General features: G+C 70.2%; 20 protein-coding genes and 1 pseudogene. 19 read left to right on the top strand and 2 right to left on the bottom strand.

Annotated features, from left to right (window positions below):
• Nucleotides 1-19: 19 nt before the first annotated feature.
• From thrS to ruvB, 10 genes are all read left to right on the top strand, one after another.
• Nucleotides 20-2,008, top strand: coding sequence for a threonine--tRNA ligase (gene thrS, locus G515_RS0101185; RefSeq protein ID WP_028658660.1), 1,989 nt, complete (start codon nt 20-22; stop codon nt 2,006-2,008).
• 157 nt (nt 2,009-2,165) lie between these two features.
• Nucleotides 2,166-2,711, top strand: a complete 546-nt coding sequence (locus tag G515_RS0101180; RefSeq protein ID WP_028658659.1) for an HIT family protein — start codon at nt 2,166-2,168, stop codon at nt 2,709-2,711.
• On the top strand, nt 2,708-3,538 hold the full coding sequence (locus G515_RS18915) for an inositol monophosphatase family protein (protein WP_051217715.1): 831 nt from the start codon (nt 2,708-2,710) through the stop codon (nt 3,536-3,538). Before G515_RS0101180 ends, G515_RS18915 begins: the two co-directional genes overlap by 4 nt.
• Nucleotides 3,539-3,549: 11 nt before the next feature.
• Nucleotides 3,550-4,245: a phosphatidylinositol phosphate synthase gene (pgsA, locus tag G515_RS18910; protein ID WP_051217714.1), complete on the top strand. Its 696-nt coding sequence runs from the start codon at nt 3,550-3,552 to the stop codon at nt 4,243-4,245.
• Between the two features lie 20 nt (nt 4,246-4,265).
• Entirely contained in the window at nt 4,266-5,252 is a 987-nt protein-coding gene (gene pdxS / locus G515_RS0101165; RefSeq protein WP_281168273.1) for a pyridoxal 5'-phosphate synthase lyase subunit PdxS, read from the top strand.
• On the top strand, nt 5,249-5,842 hold the full coding sequence (gene pdxT, locus G515_RS0101160) for a pyridoxal 5'-phosphate synthase glutaminase subunit PdxT (RefSeq protein ID WP_157570950.1): 594 nt from the start codon (nt 5,249-5,251) through the stop codon (nt 5,840-5,842). The genes pdxS and pdxT overlap by 4 nt, the downstream gene beginning before the upstream one ends.
• A gap of 59 nt (nt 5,843-5,901) precedes the next feature.
• Complete coding sequence (locus G515_RS0101155) at nt 5,902-6,675, top strand: YebC/PmpR family DNA-binding transcriptional regulator (protein WP_028658656.1); 774 nt, start codon at nt 5,902-5,904, stop codon at nt 6,673-6,675.
• A 221-nt stretch (nt 6,676-6,896) separates the two neighbouring features.
• A complete protein-coding gene (gene ruvC / locus G515_RS0101150) occupies nt 6,897-7,523 on the top strand; it encodes a crossover junction endodeoxyribonuclease RuvC (RefSeq protein WP_028658655.1) in 627 nt (208 codons plus the stop codon).
• The gene (gene ruvA / locus G515_RS0101145; RefSeq protein WP_028658654.1) at nt 7,520-8,119 is read left to right on the top strand and encodes a Holliday junction branch migration protein RuvA; all 600 of its coding nucleotides are present in this window, start codon (nt 7,520-7,522) and stop codon (nt 8,117-8,119) included. Before ruvC ends, ruvA begins: the two co-directional genes overlap by 4 nt.
• Before the next feature lie 92 nt (nt 8,120-8,211).
• Entirely contained in the window at nt 8,212-9,249 is a 1,038-nt protein-coding gene (ruvB, locus tag G515_RS0101140) for a Holliday junction branch migration DNA helicase RuvB (protein ID WP_169570427.1), read from the top strand.
• A 184-nt stretch (nt 9,250-9,433) separates the two neighbouring features.
• Here the strand turns inward: ruvB and G515_RS22910 are convergent, their stop codons facing one another.
• The gene (locus G515_RS22910; RefSeq protein WP_051217713.1) at nt 9,434-10,642 is read right to left on the bottom strand and encodes an MFS transporter; all 1,209 of its coding nucleotides are present in this window, start codon (nt 10,640-10,642) and stop codon (nt 9,434-9,436) included.
• A gap of 208 nt (nt 10,643-10,850) precedes the next feature.
• Here G515_RS22910 and yajC point away from each other — a divergent pair, with 208 nt between their 5' ends.
• The 6 genes and pseudogenes from yajC to G515_RS23995 all read left to right on the top strand — a co-directional run.
• Nucleotides 10,851-11,285, top strand: coding sequence for a preprotein translocase subunit YajC (gene yajC / locus G515_RS23435; RefSeq protein WP_169570401.1), 435 nt, complete (start codon nt 10,851-10,853; stop codon nt 11,283-11,285).
• A 4-nt stretch (nt 11,286-11,289) separates the two neighbouring features.
• Nucleotides 11,290-13,086, top strand: a complete 1,797-nt coding sequence (gene secD, locus G515_RS0101125; protein WP_028658652.1) for a protein translocase subunit SecD — start codon at nt 11,290-11,292, stop codon at nt 13,084-13,086.
• A complete protein-coding gene (gene secF, locus G515_RS0101120) occupies nt 13,086-14,318 on the top strand; it encodes a protein translocase subunit SecF (protein WP_028658651.1) in 1,233 nt (410 codons plus the stop codon). Before secD ends, secF begins: the two co-directional genes overlap by 1 nt.
• Nucleotides 14,318-14,863, top strand: a complete 546-nt coding sequence (locus G515_RS0101115; RefSeq protein WP_028658650.1) for an adenine phosphoribosyltransferase — start codon at nt 14,318-14,320, stop codon at nt 14,861-14,863. The genes secF and G515_RS0101115 overlap by 1 nt, the downstream gene beginning before the upstream one ends.
• Nucleotides 14,864-14,941: 78 nt before the next feature.
• Complete coding sequence (locus G515_RS0101110) at nt 14,942-17,257, top strand: RelA/SpoT family protein (protein WP_084652905.1); 2,316 nt, start codon at nt 14,942-14,944, stop codon at nt 17,255-17,257.
• Nucleotides 17,258-17,427: 170 nt separating this feature from the next.
• Nucleotides 17,428-17,556: pseudogene (locus tag G515_RS23995) on the top strand (hypothetical protein); the annotation flags it as partial.
• Nucleotides 17,557-17,908: 352 nt separating this feature from the next.
• Here the strand turns inward: G515_RS23995 and G515_RS0101100 are convergent.
• Complete coding sequence (locus G515_RS0101100) at nt 17,909-19,150, bottom strand: DUF349 domain-containing protein (RefSeq protein ID WP_028658648.1); 1,242 nt, start codon at nt 19,148-19,150, stop codon at nt 17,909-17,911.
• 145 nt (nt 19,151-19,295) lie between these two features.
• Between G515_RS0101100 and G515_RS0101095 the strand changes: the two genes are divergently transcribed.
• From G515_RS0101095 to aspS, 3 genes are read left to right on the top strand one after another with little or no spacing between them, the layout of a single operon-like run.
• Entirely contained in the window at nt 19,296-20,033 is a 738-nt protein-coding gene (locus G515_RS0101095) for an MBL fold metallo-hydrolase (RefSeq protein WP_028658647.1), read from the top strand.
• Entirely contained in the window at nt 20,034-21,464 is a 1,431-nt protein-coding gene (hisS, locus tag G515_RS18895) for a histidine--tRNA ligase (RefSeq protein ID WP_084652903.1), read from the top strand.
• Nucleotides 21,461-23,239 carry an aspartate--tRNA ligase gene (aspS, locus tag G515_RS0101085; protein WP_028658646.1) on the top strand — a complete coding sequence of 593 codons (1,779 nt, stop codon included), beginning with the start codon at nt 21,461-21,463 and terminating at the stop codon, nt 23,237-23,239. The genes hisS and aspS overlap by 4 nt, the downstream gene beginning before the upstream one ends.
• The last annotated feature ends 308 nt before the right edge of the window (nt 23,240-23,547 follow it).

The following is a 23,547-nucleotide window of genomic DNA, read 5'->3' as shown; positions in this document are numbered from 1 at the left end:
CAGTCCAGGAGGAGCCCGCGTGTCCGAGCTGAAGATCGTCGTCCTCACCGCCCAGGAGCGGCAGGAGCGTGCGGTCACGACCGGCACCAAGGCCTGGGAGCTCTTCGCCGACGAGCCCGCGGTGATCGCCGCCCGCGTCGACGGGAAGCTGCGCGACCTGTCCCATGAGCTGACCGAGGGGGCCGAGGTCGAGGGGGTCCTGATCGACTCCGCCGACGGTCGCGACATCCTGCGCCACTCCACCGCGCACGTGATGGCCCAAGCGGTCCAACAGCTCTTCCCGGAGGCCAAGCTCGGCATCGGGCCGCCGGTCAAGGACGGCTTCTACTACGACTTCGACGTCGAGACCCCGTTCGTGCCGGCCGATCTGGAGAAGATCGAGAGCCGGATGCGGAAGATCATCAAGGAGAACCAGCGCTTCTCCCGCCGGCCGATCTCCGACCACGACGCCATCGGCGAACTGCAGGACGAGCCCTACAAGATCGAGCTGATCGGGCTCAAGGGCGCCGGCCACTCCGAGGACGCCGCCGAGGGCGCCGCCGTCGAGGTCGGCGCCGGCGAGCTGACCATCTACGACAACCTGGACCGCAAGGGCGAGGTCGTCTGGAAGGACCTCTGCCGCGGCCCGCACCTGCCGACCACCAAGCGGATCCCCGCGTTCAAGCTGATGCGCAGCGCGGCGGCGTACTGGCGCGGCGACGAGAAGAACAAGCAGTTGCAGCGGCTCTACGGCACCGCCTGGGAGTCCAAGGAGGCCCTCGAGGAGCACCTCCACCTGCTGGAGGAGGCCGAGCGTCGCGACCACCGCAAGCTGGGGCGCGAGCTCGACCTGTTCAGCTTCCCCGACGAACTCGGGTCCGGCCTCCCGGTCTTCCACCCCAAGGGCGGGGTGATCAAGCGGGAGATGGAGGACTACGTCCGCCGCCGCCACATCGAGGAGGGCTTCTCCTACGTCGGCACCCCGCACATCACCAAGGACGGGCTGTTCCACACCTCGGGCCACCTGCCCTACTACGCCGACACCATGTTCCCGCCGATGGAGCTGGAGGGGGCGAAGTACCAGCTCAAGGCGATGAACTGCCCGATGCACAACCTGATCTACGCATCCAAGGGGCGTTCCTACCGGGAGCTGCCGTTGCGATTCTTCGAGTTCGGCCAGGTCTACCGCTACGAGAAGTCCGGCGTCGTGCACGGTCTCACCCGCGTGCGCGGCCTGACCCAGGACGACTCCCATTCCTATGTGACTCCCGAGCAGGCTCCCGGCGAGGTGAAGCACCTGCTCGACTTCATGCTCAGCGTGCTCAAGGACTTCGGCCTCGACGACTTCTACCTGGAGCTGTCGACCCGCGAGGACAGCAACAAGGAGAAGTTCGTCGGCAGCGACGAGGACTGGGCCACCGCTACTGGCGTCCTGGAGCGGGTCGGTGCGGAGACCGGGCTCGAGCTCGTGCCCGACCCGGGTGGCGCCGCGTTCTACGGCCCGAAGATCTCGGTGCAGGCCAAGGATGCCATCGGGCGCACCTGGCAGATGGGCACCGTGCAGTACGACTTCAACCAGCCGGCCGGGTTCGGGCTCGAGTACCAGGCCGCCGACGGGTCGCGGCAGCAGCCGGTGATGATCCACTCGGCCAAGTTCGGGTCGATCGAGCGCTTCTTCGGCGTCCTCGTCGAGCACTACGCCGGCGCGTTCCCTCCCTGGCTCGCCCCGGTCCAGGTGCAGGCGATCCCGATCGCCGACCGGCACGAGGACTACCTCTACGACATCGCAGCCCAGCTGCGGAGGGCCGGGATCCGCGTGGAGGTCGACGACACCGACGACCGGATGCAGAAGAAGATCCGCAACGCGCAGCTGCAGAAGGTGCCGTTCATGATCATCGCCGGTGACAAGGACCTCGAGGCCGGTGCGGTCTCCTTCCGCTACCGCGACGGCCACCAGGACAACGGCGTTCCCGTCGAGGAGGCCATCGCCCGCGTGGTGGCCGCGGTCGAGTCGCACGAGCAGGTCTGAGCCTGAGCAGGTGGCGCGGCCGCGTCGGTGACCGGGGTGGGACCCGTACGCTGGGCCCCGTGATCGAGCCACAGCGAACCGCCCCGGAAACCGCCGACCTCCCGGTCGGCCGCGGCCCCTCGGTCACGCCGTGACCGCTCTCCAGGGAGCGACCGGCATGCCGGGGGCGGGCGAGCAGCATCAGGACGGCATCGGCCGGCCCGATGCGCTGGAGAGGCTGTGGACGCCGTACCGGATGGCCTACATCCGGGGGGAGAACAAGCCGAACGACGCCTCGGCCCGGCAGTGCCCCTTCTGCCGGATCCCCGCGATGCCGGACCGGGAGGGGCTGATCGTCCACCGGGGCGAGCTGAGCTACGTCGTGCTCAACCTCTACCCGTACGGGTCGGGACACCTGATGGTGTGCCCCTACCGCCACGTGGCCGACTACCCCGACACCACCACCGACGAGGCGGTCGAGATCGCGCACCTCACCAAGCAGGCCATGCGGGTGGTTCGCGCGGTGTCGAGCCCGGACGGGTTCAACGTCGGGATGAACCAGGGGAGTGCCGGGGGCGCGGGCATCGCCGCCCATCTGCACCAGCACGTGGTGCCGCGCTGGGTCGGGGATCAGAACTTCATGCCGGTCATCGGCCACACCCGCACGCTGCCGCAGCTGCTGACCGACACCCGCGACCTGTTCGCCGAGGCCTGGCCCGGGTGAGCGGGTCCCCGCGGGCCGCGCATCCTCGCGCCGCCGACGCTGAGCTGGCCGGCGACCTGGTTCGCGGGGCCGGCGAGCTGGCCCACCGGATGCGGGCCGACGGGGTGGAGGTGGAGACCAAGAGTTCGATCTCCGACCTGGTCACCGCCGCCGACCACGCCGCGGAGGAGTACATCCTCACCCGGCTCGCGCGGGAGCGCCCCGACGACGGCGTGCTGGGCGAGGAGGGCGCCGCCCGACCCTCGGCCAGCGGCCGCCGGTGGGTGATCGACCCGGTCGACGGCACCTACAACTTCGTGGCCGGCCTGCCGTGGTGGTGCTCCGCCCTCGCCCTGGTGGAGGGCGGCCCGGACGAGGAGGAGATCCTCCTCGGCGCCGTCCACCACCCGTACGCCGACCTCCTCTATCTGGGCGGCCCCGGCCTGCCCACCACCCGCAACGGCTTACCGCTCGCGCCCCTGCGCGACCGACCACTGGCCGAGTCGTGTCTCGCGACCTACCTGCACCCGCCGTACTGGGGGAACGCGGCCGGCGCTGTGTTCGGCGAGATGGTCACGGGGGCCGCCACCCTGCGCATGCTGGGGTCGGGGTCGATGGACCTCGCGGCGATCGCCGAGGGCACCCTCCAGGTGAGCTGTCAGCACACCGTGCCGGAGTGGGATCGACTGCCGGGAGTGGCCCTCGTGCTGGGACTGGGCGGAGCGCACCGGCGGGTGCAGGCCGGTGGCGTCGAGTGGAGCGTCACGGGGGTGCCGACCGCGGTGGCCGAGGTGTGCGACCGACTCCTCAGCGGCGCCGGCGCCGGCGATCCGGCGCGGGGACGCTAGCCTTTCGCCCGATGTTGGAGAGATTCAAGGCGTTCTGGCAGGGCGTCGTGCTCGCACCCGTGGTCCGGCTGTTCCTGCGGCTGGGGATCAGCCCGGACATCGTGACCCTTGTGGGCACCCTCGGGGTGGTCGTGGGCGCCCTCGCCTTCTACCCACGCGGAGAGCTCTTCTGGGGCACCGTGGTCATCACGGCGTTCGTCTTCAGCGACCTCATCGACGGCCAGATGGCCCGGGTGAGTGGCCGCACCTCGAAGTTCGGCGCCTTCTGGGACTCCACCCTCGACCGGCTCGGGGACGCCGCCATCTTCATGGGTCTGGCGCTCTATTTCGCAGGACCGGGGGACGACCGGCTCTACCTCACCCTCACCCTGGTCTGCCTCTCGATGGGCGCCGTGGTGTCCTATGCCCGTGCCCGCGCGGAGAGCCTGGGCCTGGACGCCCACGTCGGCATCGCGGAGCGGGCCGACCGGCTGGTCATCATCCTCGTCCTGACCGGTCTGTCCGGTCTGTTCGACCTGCCGATCCTGCTGCACCTGGGGCTGTGGGTCCTGGCCATCGCCAGCACCGTCACGGTGGGCCAGCGGGTCTGGGTGGTACGCCGCCAGGCCCTCGCCGAGGCGGCCGCCGAGGAGTCCGAACAAGAGGGTGATGAGCGTCACCTCCAGGAGGGCGACGGCGACGCCGAGACGGGTCCGGAGGGCCGGTAAAACTGCCTAGGCTCGGTCGTATGACCAGCCATAGCGCGCCGCCCGCCACCGCCCCCGACACCGCCTTCCCCCAGTCCGCCCGGACCGGGGTGAGTGCCCGCAGTCAGGCGCGGGCCGAGCGCCCCGAGACCACCGGCACGACCCGGGTGAAGCGGGGGATGGCCGAGATGCTCAAGGGCGGCGTGATCATGGACGTCGTCACGCCCGAGCAGGCCAAGATCGCCGAGGACGCCGGTGCGGTGGCCGTGATGGCCCTGGAGCGCGTCCCAGCCGACATCCGCGCCCAGGGCGGGGTCTCCCGGATGTCGGACCCCGACATGATCGACGGCATCATCGACGCCGTCTCGATCCCGGTGATGGCCAAGGCGCGGATCGGGCACTTCGCCGAGGCGCAGGTGCTGCAGAGCCTGGGGGTCGACTACATCGACGAGTCCGAGGTGCTCACCCCGGCCGACTACGAGCACCACATCGACAAGTGGGCCTTCGGCGTCCCGTTCGTCTGCGGGGCCACCAACCTGGGTGAGGCGCTGCGCCGGATCACCGAGGGCGCCGGGATGATCCGCTCCAAGGGTGAGGCGGGCACCGGCGACGTCTCCAACGCCGTCACCCACATGCGCACCATCCGGGGGGAGATCCGCCGGCTCGCGGCCCTCGACCACGACGAGCTCTACGTCGCCGCCAAGGAGCTGCAGGCGCCCTTCGACCTGGTCCGCGAGGTCGCCGCGGAGGGGAAGCTCCCGGTCGTCCTGTTCACCGCCGGTGGCATCGCCACTCCTGCCGACGCGGCGATGATGCGGCAGCTGGGGGCGGAGGGCGTCTTCGTCGGCTCGGGCATCTTCAAGTCCGGCAACCCCGCCGAGCGCGCCGCGGCCATCGTGAAGGCGACCACCTTCTTCGACGACCCCGACACCATCGCCCAGGTCTCCCGCGGCCTCGGCGAGGCGATGGTCGGGATCAACGTCGAGGAGATCCCCCAGCCGCACCGCCTCGCCGAGCGCGGCTGGTGACCGCCCGGCCGACCCGGATCGGTGTGCTCGCGCTCCAGGGCGACGTACGCGAGCACCTGGCGGCGCTCTCCCGTTGGGGCGTGCAGACCACGCCGGTACGCCGTCCCGCCGAGCTGGCCCAGGTCGAGGGCCTGGTGATCCCGGGTGGCGAGTCCACGACGATGGCCAAGCTGCTGCGTGCCTTCGACCTGATCGAGCCGCTCCGCGAGCGGATCGCGGCCGGGCTGCCGGTCTTCGGGACCTGTGCCGGCATGATCCTGCTCGCCGACCGCATCCTCGACGGCACCGCGGACCAGGAGACCGTCGGCGGGCTCGACATCACGGTGCGGCGCAACGCGTTCGGGCGCCAGGTCGACTCCTTCGAGGGTGAGATCGAGGTCGAGGGACTCGAACGCGCCCTGCACGGCATGTTCATCCGGGCCCCCTGGGTGGAGCAGACCGGGCCGGAGGTCGAGGTGCTCGCCCGCGCGCACGGCCACCCCGTCGCCGTACGCCAGGGCGGGTTGTTGGCGACCTCGTTCCACCCCGAGGTGGGCGAGGACGGCCGCCTCCACGGGCACTTCGTCGAGCTGGTCCGGGCACGCACCTGAGCACCCGGCTCGGCCCGGCGGTAGGATTCTGCGCTGTCGAGCGAGTAGAAGAGGGACTGATGTCTGGCCACTCCAAATGGGCGACCACCAAGCACAAGAAGGCAGCGATCGATGCCAAGCGCGGCAAGCTGTTCGCCAAGCTGATCAAGAACATCGAGATCGCGGCCAAGATGGGCGGGCCCGACCCGGCCGGCAACCCCACGCTCTACGACGCCATCCAGAAGGCCAAGAAGCAGTCGGTCCCCAACAAGAACATCGACTCCGCGGTCAAGCGCGGTGGCGGTCTCGACGGCGGCGGCGTCGACTACGAGACGATCATGTACGAGGTCTACGGGCCGCAGGGCGTCGCGGTCCTGGTCGAGTGCCTGACCGACAACAAGAACCGCGCGGCCATGGAGGTCCGCACCGCGGTCACCCGCAACGGCGGCACGATGGCCGACCCGGGGTCGGTCTCGCGGCTGTTCAACCGCAAGGGCGTCGTCGTCGTGACCAAGTCCCAGGAGGGCAAGGACGTCTCCGAGGACGACGTCTTGGAGGCCACCCTCGACGCGGGTGCCGAGGAGGTCAACGAACTCGGCGAGACCTGGCAAGTCATCTCCGAGGCGGGCGACCTGGTCGCGGTCCGCAGCGCGCTGCAGGAGGCCGGTCTGGACTACGACTCGGCCGACGTGGAGTTCGTCGCGACCATGGACATCCCGGTCGGCGACGCCACCGCGGCGGGCAAGGTGCTCAAGCTGATCGACCTGCTGGACGACCTCGACGACGTCCAGAACGTCTTCTCCAACGTCGAGATCCCCGACGAGGTCATGGCTGCCCTCGAGGACGAGGACTGACCACCGCTTCGCCCACGCCACGTCCACGCCCCGCCACCGGCACGCTCCTGGAGTACGCCGACGGCGGGGCGTCGTCGTGTGGGGAGTCGTCGTGGGGCAGTGAGGCCGCAGCGATCCGGTAGGGCGTGTCCTGGCCGACCGGAGCGACGCGTATGGTTACCGTGGGCTAGAACAGACGTTCGACCGAGGATCCGCCTGACCGGGTCCCGAAAGGGGAGCCGATGCGCGTGCTGGGGATCGACCCCGGACTCACCCGGTGCGGTCTCGGTGTCGTCGACGGTTCGCTCGGCAGGTCGTTGAGCCTGGTCGATGTCAGCGTCGTGCGGACCTCCTCACACCTCGGAGTGCCGGAGCGGCTGGTGACCATCGAGCAGGGCGTGGACGCCTGGCTGGAGGAGTATCGACCCGACGTGGTCGCGGTGGAGCGGATCTTCGCCCGGTCCGACGTCAGCACCATCATGGGCACCGCCCAGGCCGCCGGCGTGGCCATGGTCTGCGCCGCCCGTCGGGGCCTACCCGTCGCCCTGCACACCCCCAGCGAGGTCAAGGCGGCTGTGTCCGGCAGCGGCCGCGCACAGAAGGCGCAGGTGGGTGCCATGGTCACCCGCATCCTGCGACTCGAGACCCCGCCCAAGCCGGCCGACGCCGCCGACGCGCTCGCCCTGGCGATCACCCATATCTGGCGCGGCGGCGCCCAGGCCCGACTGGAGTCGGCGCTCGCCCGCACCGCCGCGTCCGGAGGCCGCCCGCAGGGCTCCGCCGCCCGCACGGCGCCCGCCGCCCGCACGGCGCCCGCCGGCGCCCGGCGTACCGACCCAATCTCCGAGAGGAAGACACGACTCCGATGATCGCCTTCGTCAAAGGCCCGGTGGCCGAGGTGACCCTGTCCAGTGCCGTCGTCCAGGTCGGCGGGATCGGCCTGGAGCTGCTCTGCTCGCCCGGCACCCTGTCCACCCTGCGGATCGGTGCGGAGGCCACCCTGCCCACCAGCCTGGTGGTGCGCGAGGACTCCCTCACCCTGTTCGGCTTCGCGGACGAGGATGAGAAGACCCTCTTCGAACTCGTCCAGACCGCCTCCGGGGTGGGCCCGAAACTGGCCCAGGCGATGATCGCCGTCCTCCCGCCGGAGACACTGCGCACCGCGATCGCGACCGAGGACGTCAAGACCCTGACCCGGGTGCCCGGTATCGGCCAGAAGGGCGCCCAGCGGATCATCCTCGAGCTCAAGGACCGCGTCGGCGGACCGATCGGGGGCGGTGCCACCCCCGGCCCGGCCGTGGCGCCGTGGCAGGCCCAGGTCAGTGAGGCCCTGGTCGGTCTGGGCTACAGCAGCAAGGACGCCGACAAGGCGGTCGACGTGGTCGCCGCCGAGGCGAGTGACGACGGCACCGCGGAGGTCGGTCGGTTGCTCAAGGCCGCCCTCCGGGTGCTGGCGAAGGTGTGAGTCCGGTGCCCTTCCACGAGGACGAACTCACCGACCGCGGCTACCTGGCAGACGATTCCGAGGACGCCTTCGGCGCCGCCGAGGAGGAGCACCTGCGTCGGCTGACCGCGGCCGAGGCCGAGGGTGACGAGCGCGCCCTCGAGGCAGCGCTGCGCCCCCGCTCGCTCGACGAGGTGGTGGGGCAGGAGCGGGTCCGCGAGCAACTCGGGCTGGTGCTCGAGGCCGCCCGGCTGCGCGACCGCGCGCCCGATCACGTGCTGCTCTCCGGGCCTCCGGGCCTTGGCAAGACCACCTTGGCGATGATCATCGCGCACGAGATGTCCGCGGCCCTGCGCATCACCAGCGGACCGGCCATCACCCACGCCGGTGACCTGGCCTCGATCCTGTCCGGTCTCAACGAGGGCGATGTGCTGTTCGTCGACGAGATCCACCGGATGTCGCGCCCCGCCGAGGAGATGCTCTACCTCGCGATGGAGGACTTCCGGGTCGACGTGGTGATCGGCAAGGGACCGGGAGCCACCGCGATTCCGCTCGAGATCCCCCCGTTCACCCTGGTCGGGGCCACCACCAGGGCCGGTCTGCTGCCGGGTCCGTTGCGGGACCGGTTCGGGTTCACCGGGCACCTGGAGTTCTACGACCCGGCGGAGCTGGATCTGATCGTCCACCGCTCCGCCGGACTGCTCGACGTCGGGCTCACCGACCAGGGGGCGGCAGAGATCGCCGCACGGTCGCGGGGCACCCCGCGGATCGCCAATCGGCTGTTGCGCCGGGTGCGCGACTTCGCCGAGGTCCGCGCCGACGGGGTGGTCACCATCGAGGTCGCCCAGCGGGCGCTCGAGCTCTTCGAGGTCGATCCGCTCGGCCTGGACCGTCTCGACCGCGGCGTCCTGGACGCCCTCTGCCGCCGCTTCGGTGGCGGGCCGGTCGGCATCTCCACCCTCGCGGTCGCGGTGGGGGAGGAGCGGGAGACCGTGGAGGAGGTGGCCGAGCCGTTCCTGGTGCGCAACGGCTTCCTGGTGCGTACGCCGCGTGGCCGGATGGCCACCCCGGCCGCCTGGGAGCACCTCGGCCTGAGCGCCCCCGCGCCGACGTACACCGCCGATGCTCAGGGCGGGCTCTTCGACGAGTGAGCCTCGTCGTCCGTCCGGCGACCTCGGCCTGACCCCAACCGATCCTGCGCCTGCTGCGCCGCCATCCGGGCGCGCCGGCCGCGTTGATGCTCCTCGATGGGCCCCTGACCGGTCTTCGGCCCTCCGCCTTGCCGGCACACTCGTCCGGTGACGCTCGCGACGGCGACGATCGGGGGCCAGGCTCTCAGCGGCGGTGGTGGGCCGCCGCCTGATCCTCGACGTGGCTCCGCTCGCCGCCCGGGACGCGACGTGGCAACAGCGCCAGGGTCACCGCGGAGATCACGGCGCCCGCGAGCATCACCGTCACCCCGCTGATCCCGCGCTCGGTGAGCAGGACGAACACCGACGGCATCGCGAAACCCAGATAGGACAGGGCGTAGAAGACGGCATTGACCCTGGTCAGGTCCGCCGGCGCGCTGATCGCCTCGAGCCGGCTGAGCCCGCCGACCAGCAGCAGCCCGTAGGCGGCGCCCAGGATCGCGGCGAGCGGGAAGAGCAGCGGTACGAGCTGGCTCCAGAAGGTCAGCGCGCCGAGCAACATCCCGGCCGTCGCGGCGAGCATGCCCCATCGCAGGGTGCGCCCCGGACGGCGTCGCTCGACCCGCTTGGCCAGTGGTTGCAGACCCACACCGGTGATCATGGTGAGCGCCATGATCACCGAGCCGGCCGCCACCGGCAGCGTGTGCACCGGCACCACTCCGGGGGCGATCGCGAACGAGGTCGCCGCCGTACCGAACACCCACGGGGCGGTCGGCGCCACGCTCCGCACGAAGGTGCTGGTGCGCAAGGTGCGCAGGGTGCTCCGCCACGAGTCCGGGCTGGGGGTGCCGTGCCCGACGGGACCCACCGGCGCCGACCACACCAGGGGGACGGCGACCGCGGACAGGGCCAGGTGCAGCAGGTACGGCGACACCGCGGGCACCGGGGCCCACTGCCCGACCAGGCCGGCGAGGGCGGGCCCGCCACCGAAGCCGACGGAGAGTGCGACGGTCGCCCGGCGGGGACCCGCGCCGGGCGTGGCACGGGAGAGTTCCATCAGCCACGCGGTGCCGGGGGCGAGAATCACGCCGGTCGCGGCGCCGGCGACCACGCGCCCCACGGGGATGAGGGACTCGGCCTCCGCGCCGAACATGAGGAGCAGCGTGCCCGCGACGGCCGCCAGCACCCCGACGCGCAGGTAGGTGCGGTGGCTGACCCGGTCGCCCACCGCGGCGACCACGAAGAGGGCGAGCACCAGTCCGGCGGCGTAGACGCCCACCGCGAAGGAGACGAACGACTCCGAGTGCCCCTGCTCCCGGTAGACCGCCAGCAGGGCCGCGAACTGGTTCGCACCCCACCCGACCGCGGTCATGGCGATCGCCACCCGCAGCCACGGAGCCAGGATCCTCCCCATCGTCCTACCTCTCCGAGATGTCTGGGCCCGGCACCGCCGGGGCTCGCTATGCCTCGACATGTGCCCCCCTGTGCCTATCACGGTGGATCGGGGCTCGGGACCGGACGGTGGGGTGAGATCATCGCCGGTGGGGTGCCCCTGGTTAGACTTGCGCGTCGGCCGATCCGACACGGATCGGCGTATGCCCCTCGTCCCTGGAGATTCCTTCGTGCCTGCAGGCCAGTTGCTCATCCTCGTCGCCTTCTTCGCCATCTTCTGGTTCCTCCTGATCCGGCCCCAGCGGAACCGGCAGAAGCAGCTCCAGCAGCTCCAGTCGCAGCTGTCCGCGGGCGACTCCGTCATGCTCACCTCCGGCATCTTCGGCACGGTCACCGGCACGACCGACCAGCACGTGGTGGTCGAGGTCGCCGAGGGCGTGGAGCTCAGGGTGCTCCGTGCCGCGGTGGGCCAGGTCGTGCCCGAGGAGACCGACGCCGAGGAGTCCCACGACGAACTGGAGGAGGCCGACGCGTCGGCCGACTCCAGCGAGACCCGCGAACTCGCCGAGGGTGGGATCGCGGCGGACGATTCGACCACGGACAGCGCCAGTGTCTCCGACGACCAGGCTTCCGGAGGGACCACGTCCCGCCCTGAGGAGAAGTAGACCGATGGCACGCAAGTCCAATCCGGGGCGCACCTTGACGGTGTTCTTCCTCGGGGTGGCGATCCTGTTCGGCCTGGTCGCGCTCGCCGGCGTCTGGAAGCCGACGCTCGGCCTCGACCTGCAGGGCGGCACCCGGATCACGCTGGTCGCCGAGGGCGACCCCACCGCGGAGAACCTCGAGGAGTCCCGCCGCGTCATCGACCAGCGGGTCAACGGCTCCGGCGTCGCCGAGGCCGAGGTAGTCCGCCAGGGCAACCGCTACATCGTCGTGGAGATCCCGGGCGAGAGCCGCCGGGAGCTGGTCGAGGTCGTGATGCGACAGGCCCAGCTCCGGTTCCGGTTGGTGGCCTGCTCCAGCGACACCGGCGGCTGCGGTAGCGGCACCACCTCCTCCGATCTCGGCTCGCAGCAGGGCGACACCGGCACCACCGCGCCGACCGCGCCCTCAACGGCACCCACCACCGCCCCGAACCAGGGCGACCAGGGCGGCCAGCAGCAGCCCAACCAGCAGACCGAGAAGCAGACCCAGAAGCAGCAGTCGGGCGCCAACCGGGCCGCTCCGGGCTTCGCTCGGAGCGGGACCAGCGACGAGGCAGCGGCCAGCCCGTCGGCCGGTGCGTCGCCGTCCGGCGACGCGACCGCGACGACCAGCCCCGAGGGCAGCGCGACCAGTGCTCCCGAGGAGTCGGAGCTGACTCCCAAGCAGAGCTTCGACCGGGCCGTCAGCTTCATGAACGGTCCCGACCAGGCCTCGATCACGGCCTATGACAACTTCACCTGCCCCGCGGACGGCTCGGCGGCCCAGGTCAAGGACGACGCGAGCAAGCCGCTGGTGACCTGTGACCAGGACGGCGTCAAGTTCCTCCTCTCGCCGGCCATCATCGAGGGCACCTCGGTCACCGACGTCGACTACGGCATCCCGCAGAACGACGTCCAGTACGCCGTGACGCTCGACTTCGACGGCGAGGCCCGGTCCATGTTCGCGGACGCCACCGGCCAGATCGCCGGCACCGGCCAGCGGTTCGCCATCGTGCTGGACGGGCAGGTCATCTCCGCGCCGACGGCTGACCAGCGGATCACCAGCGGAGCGCAGATCACCGGTGACTTCACCGAGGAGAGCGCTCAGGATCTCGCCAACAGCCTCAAGTTCGGTGCGCTGCCGATCTCCTTCGACCGGGAGGCCACCTCGGTCGAGAGCATCGGCCCCTCGCTCGCCGGCAACCAGCTCACCGCGGGCATGTGGGCGGGTGCGATCGGCCTGGCCCTCGTGCTGATCTACTGCCTGCTCTACTACCGCGCTCTCGGTGTCGTGGTCCTGGGCTCCTTCGCGGTGGCCGCGGCGCTGACCTATGCGATGGTCCTGCTGCTCAGCGAGACCGCCGGGTTCACCCTGACCCTCCCGGGGATCGCGGGCTTCATCATCGCGGTCGGTGTCACCGCCGACTCGTTCATCATCTTCTTCGAACGCATCCGGGACGAGATGCGCGATGGCAAGTCGATGCGGGTCGCGGTCGAGACCGGCTGGGTCCGAGCCCGCAAGACCCGAGTGGCTGCCAACGTCGTGCAGTTGCTCTCCGCGCTGATCCTCTACATCTTCGCCTCCGGCGCGGTGAAGGGCTTCGGGTTCGCCCTGGGGCTCACCACCCTGATCGACCTGGCGGTGCTGTTCTGGTTCACCAAGCCGCTGGTCTCCACCCTGGCGCGGTACCGATTCTTCAACGGCGGCGGGAAGCTCTCCGGCCTCAGCGTCGAGACCCTGGGTGTCGACGCCGAGCCGGCCCCCGTAGGAGGTAAGGCCTGATGGGCAAGCTCTCGCAGACCGGCCACGACCTCTACACGGGTCGTCGTTCGATCGACTTCGTCGGTCACCGGGCCCTCTGGTACACCATCTCCGGCCTCCTGGTGGTCGCCTGCCTGCTGGTGATCTTCATCAAGGGCCTCAACTTCGGCATCGAGTTCACCGGCGGTACGCAGTACCGGCTCAGCGACCTCACCAGTTCCCAGGCCACCCAGGAGACGGCCGACGAACTGCGCGACGCGGTGGGGGAGAGCGGGATCCCCGGCACGGAGAACCCCAACGTCACCACCACCGGCGACGACGGCCTGATCATCCAGGTCGAGGACCTCACCCTCGCCCAGAGCGCCCAGCTCACCAATGTGGTGACCGACATCGTCCCGGTCGAGCCGGATCAGGTCTCGCAGGACGAGATCGGTGCCAGCTGGGGTCGGGAGGTCGCCGAGCGCGCCCTCATCGGTGTGGCTGTCTTCCTGGTCCTGGTGGCCCTGTTCATCGGGATCTACTTCCGCGAGTGGAAGATGTCGGTAGCCGCTCTGGTGGCGCTGTTCCACGACGTCGTGATCACCATCGGCGTCTACTCGCTCTCCGGCTTCTCGGTCACGCCGGCCGCGGTCACCGGTGTGCTGGCGATCCTCGGCTTCTCGCTCTACGACACCGTCGTGGTCTTCGACAAGATCCGAGAGAACACCGCCGAGATGCGCAAGACCAAGCTCAGCTACGCGCAGTCCGCGAACCTGGCGGTCAACCAGACCCTGGTCCGATCGATCAACACCTCGATCGTGGCGCTGATCCCGCTGGCCGCGATCCTCTACGTCAGCGCGATCATGCTCGGGGCGAGCTCGCTCAAGGACCTCGCCCTGGCACAGTTCGTCGGCATGGCGGCCGGCATCTTCTCCTCGGTGCTGATCGCGCCGAGACTGCTCGTGCACCTGAAGTCCAACGAGACCGAGGTCGTCCAGGCCGAGCGCCGGGCCAAGGCGGCGGCCCGCCGGGCCGTCGACCCGTACGCCGACGTACCCGCAGCGCATGCCGACGACACGCCCGCCACGGCGCGGGCCGACCGCGACGAGGACCTGGCCGTCGAGGTCGAGTACGAGGAGGAACGCTCTCCCCGTACGCCGCCCGCCGCCGGACGGGGGAGGATCGCGCCGCCCGCACACGGCCCGGTCGAGGAGAGCGGAGCGGCCGGTCGGCCGCAGCCGTCGCGCAAGCCGCGTTCGAAGCGGGGCAAGTGATGACCGAGCAGGAGCTCGCCGACCTGCTGGACAGGCTGGTCCTCGACGTCGCGGACTTCCCGAGCCCGGGGGTGCTGTTCAAGGACATCACCCCCGTGCTGGATGACCCGACCGCCTTCGGCGCCGTCGTGCAGGCACTCGCCAACGCCGGCCGCGACGTCGACGGGGCCACCGCCGTCGACGCGGTGCTCGGCATGGAGTCGCGCGGGTTCATCCTGGCGGCGCCGGTGGCCCTCGCCCTGGGTGCGGGGTTCGTACCGGTCCGCAAGGCGGGCAAGCTGCCCCGCTCAACCCACGCGGTGAGCTTCGACCTCGAGTATGGCCAGGCCACCCTGGAGATCCACCGGGACGCCCTCGCCCCGGGAGCCCGGGTGCTTCTGGTCGACGACGTCCTCGCCACGGGCGGCACCGCGGCGGCCACGGCCGAACTGGTCGAGCGCAGCGGCGCCACCGTCGCCGGGATGGCGGTGCTGCTCGAGTTGGCCGGCCTGAAGGGTCGTTCGGCTATCGGGTCGATGCCGTTCACCACCCTGCTCACCTGCTGAGCACACCCGGGTAGCGGAGCCGTCTCGCTCCGGTGCAGCGGTCGACACGGCGTACACGCGGAAACGTAGACTGGCGCAATGGCGGACGAGCGCAGCGTGGCAGCCCCTCGAGAACGCGCGTCCGGCGCCAAACAGGACGCTCCCTCGGGGCGGAGCATGCGCGCCCGGCTGGCCCGGATGGGTGGGCGGGGTCAGGGCGCCAACCCCGTCCTCGAGCCGCTCTTCCGCGCTGTCCGGGCCAACCACCCCAAGGGTGACCTCGCACTGCTCGAGCGCGCCTACACCACCGCCGAGCGGCTGCACGGCACCCAGATGCGCAAGAGCGGCGACCCCTACATCACCCACCCGCTCGCGGTCACGGTGATCCTCGCCGAGCTCGGCATGACCGAGCCGACCCTGGTCGCAGCCCTGCTCCACGACACCGTCGAGGACACGCCGTACACCCTCGACGAGCTGCGCCGCGACTTCGGCGAGGAGGTGGCGCACCTCGTCGACGGCGTCACCAAGCTCGACAAGGTGCAGTACGGCGACTCCGCGCAGTCCGAGACGATCCGCAAGATGATCGTCGCGATGTCGCGCGACATCCGGGTGCTCGTGATCAAGCTGGCCGACCGGCTGCACAACATGCGCACCCTGCGTTACGTGCCGCTGAAGAGCCAGGAGCGCAGCGCTCGCGAGACCCTCGACATCTACGGCCCGCTGGCCCACCGGCTGGGCATGAACACGATCAAGTGGGAGCTGGAGGACCTCGCCTTCGCGACCCTGCACCCCAAGATCTACGACGAGATCGTGCGGTTGGTCGCCGAGCGGGCGCCGTCCCGGGACAAGTTCCTCGCCCAGGTGATCAGCCAGGTCGAGAACGATCTGTCCGAGGCCAAGATCAAGGCGACCGTCACCGGCCGCCCCAAGCACTACTACTCGATCTACCAGAAGATGATCGTCGGCGGGAAGGACTTCTCCGACATCTACGACCTGGTGGGCATCCGCATCCTCGTCGATGAGGACCGCGACTGTTACTCCGTGCTCGGCGTCCTGCACTCCCGGTGGAACCCCGTCCTGGGCCGGTTCAAGGACTACGTGGCGATGCCGAAGTTCAACATGTACCAGTCGCTGCACACCACCGTGATCGGGCCGCAGGGCAAGCCGGTGGAGATGCAGATCCGCACCTTCTCGATGCACCGTCGCGCGGAGTACGGCGTCGCCGCCCACTGGAAGTACAAGGAGGACGGCCGCAACGGCCTCGACACCGACCAGCGGGCCGGCTTCGAGGGCGCCGGCGACATGAACTGGGTCCGCCAGTTGATGGACTGGCAGAGCGAGGTCGACGACCCCGGCGAGTTCCTGGAGTCGCTGCGCTTCGAGATGAGGCGGGCCGAGGTCTACGTGTTCACCCCGCGCGGTGACGTGATCGCGCTGCCGTCCGGGGCGACGCCGGTCGACTTCGCCTACGCCGTACACACCGAGGTCGGCCACCGCACCATCGGCGCACGGGTCAACGGTCGCCTCGTACCGCTGGAGTCCACCCTCGACAACGGCGATGTCGTCGAGGTGTTCACCTCCAAGTCCCAGACGGCCGGGCCCTCCCAGGACTGGCTCAACTTCGTCAAGTCCAACCGCGCCCGCTCCAAGATCCGGCACTGGTTCACCAAGGAGCGTCGCGAGGAGGCGATCGAGAAGGGCCAGGAGCAGATCGCCAAGCTGATGCGCAAGGAGGGGCTCCCGCTCAAGCGGTTGATGTCCCACCAGTCGCTGACCCTGGCGGCCAAGCACTTCAACATCGCGGACGTGTCCGCCCTGTACGCCGCGGTCGGGGAGGGCAATCTCTCCGCCCAGGCGGTCGTCCACCGCGTCATCGAGGAGCATGGCGGCAAGGAGGGTGCCCAGGAGGATCTCGCCGAGGCAGTCACCATCACCGGCCGGCGGCGGGCCACCAAGGTCGTCGGCGGGGACTCCGCGGTCATCGTCAAGGGCGTCGACGACGTCTGGGTGAAGCTGGCCAAGTGCTGCACCCCGGTGCCCGGCGACCAGATCATCGGTTTCGTGACCAAGGGTGGCGGCGTCTCGGTGCACCGCTCCGACTGCACCAACGTCGGCGACCTCCAGCGTCAGCCCGAGCGGCTGGTGGAGGTCGAGTGGGGCTCCGCCGGTGAGGCGACCTTCCTGGTCAACATCCAGGTGGAGGCCCTCGACCGCTCCCGGCTGCTCTCCGACATCACCATGGCGCTGGCCGACACTCACGTCAACATCCTCAGCGCCCAGCTCTCCACCACCCGCGACCGCGTCGCCAAGAGCCGCTTCACCTTCGAGATGGCCGACGCCAAGCACCTCGACAACGTGCTCAAGTCCGTCCGCTCTGTGCCCGGCGTCTTCGACGCCTACCGCGTCACCCAGTAGGTGCGGCGCCGCCGGACGTTTCCCCGGTGAACCGGGGAAAGGTGCGCTACCCGGCCGACTTTTCGGCCAGGTAGCGACACTTTCGGCCGGGTAGGTACGTCGTCGGGTGGAGTTATGCACAGCCCGGGTCGCGCCCGTCTGAAACGCTGCAGGCCGGGAATCAGAACGCCATGGCCATTTCCGACGACTCACCGTGCCTCGTCCCGATCGTCCTCCGCAGGGAACTGCTCGCTGAAGGACATTCGCCGGGCAGACTGGCCCGCGCTCTGCGATCCGGTGAACTCGCGCGTCCCCGCCACGGCGCATACGTGGACGGCGCAGTCTGGCGGTCACTCGCTCGTGAGGAGAGGTTCGCCGTCACCTCTCGGGCGGCGTATCGGCAGGCGCGGACGCCGGTGGTGCTGTCCCACGCGTCGGCGCTGTCTTCGCATCACCTGGGCGGATCTTGCGAATCCCCGGGAGCTCGAACGGCGGATCCGGAACCTGATCGCCTCGGTGGCTGCCGGGCGGGCCAAGCGAGCACACCGGTAGACCAGCAGTCTCTCCTGTCACGTGACCCAGGCAAAAGTGGCGCTACCTGGCCGATTTTTCGGCTGGGTAGCGCCACTTTCCCCGGTGAACCGGTGAAACGTTCAGCCGAGACGACCCCGATCAGGAGAAGTCGGCAGAGGCGCGACGGGCCATCTCGAGGAACTGCTGGCGGGAGGCGAGGTTGTCCTCCAGGGAGGCGATCCGCTTGGGGTCACCGGCCGCGCGGGCCTTGGCCAGGTCGGCCTCGACCTCGGCGATGGCGGCCTCGAGCTTGCTCACCATGTCGTCGGCACGGGCCGACTTCTCCGGGTCGGTGCGGCGCCACTGCTCGTCCTCGAGCGACTTGATCGCCTGCTCGACCTTGCGCATCCGCCCCTCGAGTTCGCGCATCCGGTCGCGGGGGACCTTGCCGGCCTCGTCCCAGCGGTCGGCAAGGTCGCGGAAGGAGGCCTTGATCGCGGTCAGGTCGGCGTCCTCGGCCTCGAGCTGGGGGAGGAGGGCCTCGGCCTCGACCAGGATCCCCTCCTTCACCTCGGCGTTGGCGGCGTACTCGGCGTCGATCTCGGCATTGGCGGCGTCACGAGCGCCGAAGAAGACGTCCTGGGCGCCGCGGAACCGCTTCCAGAGCTTGTCGTCGACCTCCTTGGGGGCCGGCCCGGCGGCCTTCCACTGGCGCATCAGGTCGCGGTACGCCGCAGCGGTGGCGCCCCAGTCGGTGGAGTCGGCCATCCCCTCGGCCTCGACGACCAGGCGCTCCTTGACCGCGCGGGCGCTGTCACGCTTCTCGTTGAGTTCGGCGAAGTGCGCCTTGCGACGGCGGGTGTAGGCGGTGCGGGCGGTGGAGAAGCGTCGCCACAGGGCGTCGTCCGCGCTGCGGTCGATGCGGGGGAGCGACTTCCACTTGTCGAGGAGTTCGCGCAACCGGTTGGCACCGTGTCGCCAGTCGTTGCCGGTGGCCAGACGCTCGGCCTCGGCGACGACCTTCTCCTTCTCCTCGCGTGCCTCCGCGTTGCGGGCCGCGCGTTCGGCCTTGCGGGCTTCGCGCTGGGTGGCGATGAGCGGGGTGAGGGCGTCGAGGCGGGCGGTGAGGGCGGCCAGGTCACCGACCGCGTTGGCATCGACGACCTGCTCGCGCACGGTCTTGACCGAAGTGGCGGCCTCCTCCGGGGTCAGCTTGGCGGCGTGCACCCGCTTCTCCAGCAGTTCGACCTCGAAGGCGAGGGCGTCGTAGCGTTCGGTGAAGAAGTGCAGTGCTTCCTCGGGAGTGCCCTCTGGGTACTGACCGACGGATCGCTCGCCGTCCGCAGTCTTCACGTAGACGGTGCCGTCCTCATCGACCCGGCCCCACTGCTCGCTCGTCACTGGTGTGGTCCTGTCCTCATCGGTGGTGGTCACGCTGCCCCGCGTCATCATTCGCGCGCAGGCGCCTATCGTAGTCAGAGGATCCGGCGAGCGGGCCAGAGGAACCGATGAGACGGATGGGCAGCACCCTCGATAGGCTTCACCGGTGTTGATCGCAGGTTTCCCCGCAGGCCCGTGGGGCACCAACTGCTACGTGGCCGCGACCGGCCCGGGCAGCGAGTGCGTCGTCATCGATCCGGGCAAGGACTCCGCCGACGGGGTGGCCGAGGTGATCCGCGAGCATCGGCTCAAGCCGGTCGCCGTGCTGGTCACCCACGGGCACATCGATCACATGTGGTCGGTGGCCCCGGTCGCGGGCACCTACGACGCGACCGCGTGGATCCACCCACGCGACCGGCATCTGCTGAGCGATCCGATGGCCGGCATGTCGGCCGAGTCGAGCCGGATGCTGCTCGGTGGTGACTACACCTGGGCGGAGCCGGACGACGTCCAGGAGCTCTCCGATGCCCAGCGGCTCGAGATCGCCGGGCTGAGCTTCGTCGTCGATCACACCCCGGGACACACCGAGGGGTCGGTGACCTTCCGTACGCCGTACCCCGACGTACCGGACGTGTCGGAGGTGATGTTCTCCGGAGACTTCCTCTTCGCGGGTTCCATCGGCCGCACCGACCTCCCGGGCGGCGACCATCCGACGATGCTGCGGAGCCTGGCCACCAAGCTGCTGCCGCTGCCCGACGACATCGTGGTCCTCCCCGGCCACGGTGAGCAGACGTCCGTGGGCGCCGAGCGCGCCACCAACCCCTTCCTGCTGTCCCTCGCCGAGGATCTCGCCGCCCTGCCCGACGGCGCGCCGCGGCAACAGCCGAACACCCGAGGTCTGTGAATGAGCAAGCCCACCCGCCTCAGCGGGTTCCCCGAGTTCCTGCCGGCCGAGCGCGTCGTCGAGCAGCAGGTGCTGGCCAGCTTGGCCCGCACGTTCGAACTGCATGGTTTCGCCGGCATCGAGACCCGGGCGGTCGAGCCGCTGGACCAGCTGCTCCGCAAGGGTGAGACCTCCAAGGAGGTCTACCTGCTGCGCCGACTCCAGGAGGAGGACGCCGGCAAGGACAAGGGCATCGGCCTGCACTTCGACCTGACCGTCCCGTTCGCGCGTTACGTCCTGGAGAACGCCGGCAAGCTCGACTTCCCCTTCCGCCGCTACCAGATCCAGAAGGTCTGGCGCGGCGAACGGCCCCAGGAGGGACGCTTCCGGGAGTTCACCCAGGCCGACATCGACATCGTCGGGCGCGACACGCTGCCCTTCCACCACGACGTCGAGGTCACCCGCGTAATGCTCGACGCCCTGTCCCGGCTGGCCGGGCCGGAGCTGCTGGGTCTGCCGGGGATCCGCCTGCAGGTCAACAACCGCAAGCTCATCCAGGGCTTCTACACCGGTCTCGGAGCCCCGGACATCGACGAGGTCATGCGGCTGATCGACAAGCTCGACAAGCTGCCCGAGGCGGAGGTACGCCGCCTGCTGGTCGCCGAGGCCGGCCTGACCGAGGCACAGGCCGACTCCTGTCTGGCGCTGGCCTCGATCAGCACGCCGGACGACTCGTTCGTGGCGAAGGTGCGCGACCTCGGGGTCGAGCACGAGCTGCTCGACGAGGGCCTGGAGGAACTGGCCGCCCTGATCCGCGGGTGCGCCGATCTCACCACCGACCGCACCCGGGTCGAGGCTGACCTCAAGATCGCGCGTGGGCTCGACTACTACACCGGCACGGTCTTCGAGACCCGGCTGGACGGCTACGAGTCGCTCGGCTCGATCTGCTCGGGCGGCCGGTACGACGCGCTCGCCACCGACGGCCGCACGACGTACCCGGGCGTCGGCATCTCTCTGGGGGTGAGCCGGCTGCTGGTGCCGCTGATCGGCAAGGGCGTGCTCACCGCCGACCGGTCGGTGCCCAGTGTCGTCCTGGTGGCCCTCAACGACGAGGAGTCCCGCCCCGAGGCCGAGGCCGTCGCCACGGCCCTGCGCGGCCGCGAGATCCCCTGCGAGGTCGCGCCCAGCCCGGCGAAGTTCGGCAAGCAGATCCGTTACGCCGAGCGACGCGGCATCCCGTACGTCTGGTTCGTGCGCGATGCGGCCCACGAGGTCAAGGACATCCGTTCCGGCGACCAGGCCGCCGCCGATCCGGCCCTGTGGAGCCCCCCGGTCGAGGATCTCCGGCCGCGCATCTCCCATGCCTCGGCCGCCGGGGCCGGCGCCACCTCCGATGACCACAGCCACAGCAACAGCAACAGCCACACCACCTCCAAGGAGCAGCACCCGTGATCCGCACCCATGACGCCGGCGCCCTGCGCGCCGAGCACGTCGGCCAGTCCGTCACCCTCGCCGGGTGGGTGGACCGCCGGCGCGATCACGGCGGGGTCGCCTTCATCGACCTCCGTGAGGCCAGCGGCGTTGTCCAGGTGGTCATCCGCGACGAGGCGATCGCGCACTCGCTGCGCAACGAGTTCTGCATCAAGGTGACCGGCGAGGTGATCGCGCGGACGCCGGAGAACGTCAACCCCAACCTCGCCACCGGCGAGGTCGAGGTGACCGTCACCGAGCTCGAGGTGCTCAACGCTGCTGCACCGCTGCCATTCCCTGTCGACGAGCACGTCGAGGTGGGGGAGGAGGCCCGTCTCAGGCACCGCTACCTCGACCTGCGCCGGCCGGGGCCGGCGGCCGCGATCCGCCTGCGCAGCAAGGTGAACAAGGCCGCCCGCGACGTCTTGGACCGCCATGACTTCGTCGAGATCGAGACCCCGACCCTGACCCGTTCCACGCCCGAGGGCGCCCGCGACTTCGTCGTACCCGCCCGTCTCCACCCGGGCAGCTGGTACGCCCTGCCGCAGAGCCCGCAGCTGTTCAAGCAGCTGCTGATGGTCGGCGGCATGGAGCGCTACTACCAGATCGCCCGCTGCTACCGCGATGAGGACTTCCGGGCCGACCGGCAGCCGGAGTTCACCCAGCTCGACATCGAGATGAGCTTCGTCGACCAGGAGGACGTCATCGCCCTCATGGAGGACGTGCTGGCCCAGATGTGGCAGCTGATCGGTGTCGAGATCCCGCGTCCGATCCCGCGGATGACCTACGCCGACGCGATGCGCCTCTACGGATCCGACAAGCCCGACCTCCGGATGGGTCTGGAGTTGGTCGAGTGCACCGAGTATTTCAAGGACACCCCCTTCCGGGTCTTCCAGGCGCCGTACGTCGGTGCCGTGGTCATGCCGGGTGGAGCTAGCCAGCCCCGCCGGCAGCTCGACGCCTGGCAGGAGTGGGCCAAGCAGCGCGGCGCCCGCGGGCTGGCCTATGTGCTGGTCCAGGAGGGCGGCTCCCTCACCGGCCCGGTCGCGAAGAACATCACCGAGGAGGAGAAGGCCGGCCTGGCCGCACACGTCGGTGCGGCTCCCGGCGACTGCATCTTCTTCGGCGCGGGCAACCCGAAGTCCAGCCGCGCCCTGCTCGGTGCCGCCCGCCTGGAGATCGGCCAGCGCAACGGCCTCATCGACGAGGACGCGTTCGCCTTCACCTGGGTGGTCGACGCCCCGATGTTCGAGCCCGCCGACGAGGCGGTCGCCTCCGGTGACGTCGCCGTCGGCGCCGGTGCCTGGACCGCGGTCCACCACGCCTTCACCGGCCCCAAGCCGGAGTTCGAGGACACCTTCGACACCGACCCCGGCAGCGCCCTGGCCTACGCCTACGACATCGTGTGCAACGGCACCGAGTTGGGCGGCGGCTCGATCCGTATCCACCGTGAGGACATCCAGAAGCGGGTCTTCGAGGTGATGGGGATCAGTCGGGATCAGGCCGAGGAGAAGTTCGGCTTCCTGCTCGAGGCGTTCAAGTACGGCGCGCCGCCGCACGGCGGCATCGCGGTCGGCATGGACCGCATCGTCGCGATGCTGGCTCGCACCGAGTCGATCCGGGATGTGATCGCCTTCCCGAAGTCCGGTGGCGGCTTCGACCCGCTCACCGCGGCCCCCGCACCGATCACCGCGCAGCAGCGCAAGGAGGCCGGTGTCGACGCGGTCCCCGAGGTGAAGGAGCCTGCCGAGGCCTGACACGCCTGACCTGCCGCCTCAGCCGCCCGCCGGCCCGTCGAGTCATCTCGAGCGGCCCGGCGGGCGTTGCTGTGTCGGCAGGCTCGTTGCCGCGTTCGTCCGGTGTTGTCGTTCTGTCATCCTCGGCCGCTGGATACCGGGGAGGTCTCGGTTCGGCCACGATCGTCCACGTGATGAGACCAGATCGTTATTCCGGTGTGACCGCTGTCGGGTTCTCCGTCACTTAAAGTCATCACGGCGTTGAACTCGACGCTCGACCGGCGACGCCCACGAGGCATCACCGAGCCCGTCGAACTGTAGGAACACGA

The sequence above is a fragment of the Nocardioides insulae DSM 17944 genome, assembly GCF_000422825.1.
GTDB lineage: Bacteria > Actinomycetota > Actinomycetes > Propionibacteriales > Nocardioidaceae > Nocardioides > Nocardioides insulae.
This window is presented reverse-complemented; position numbering and strand designations above follow the sequence as displayed.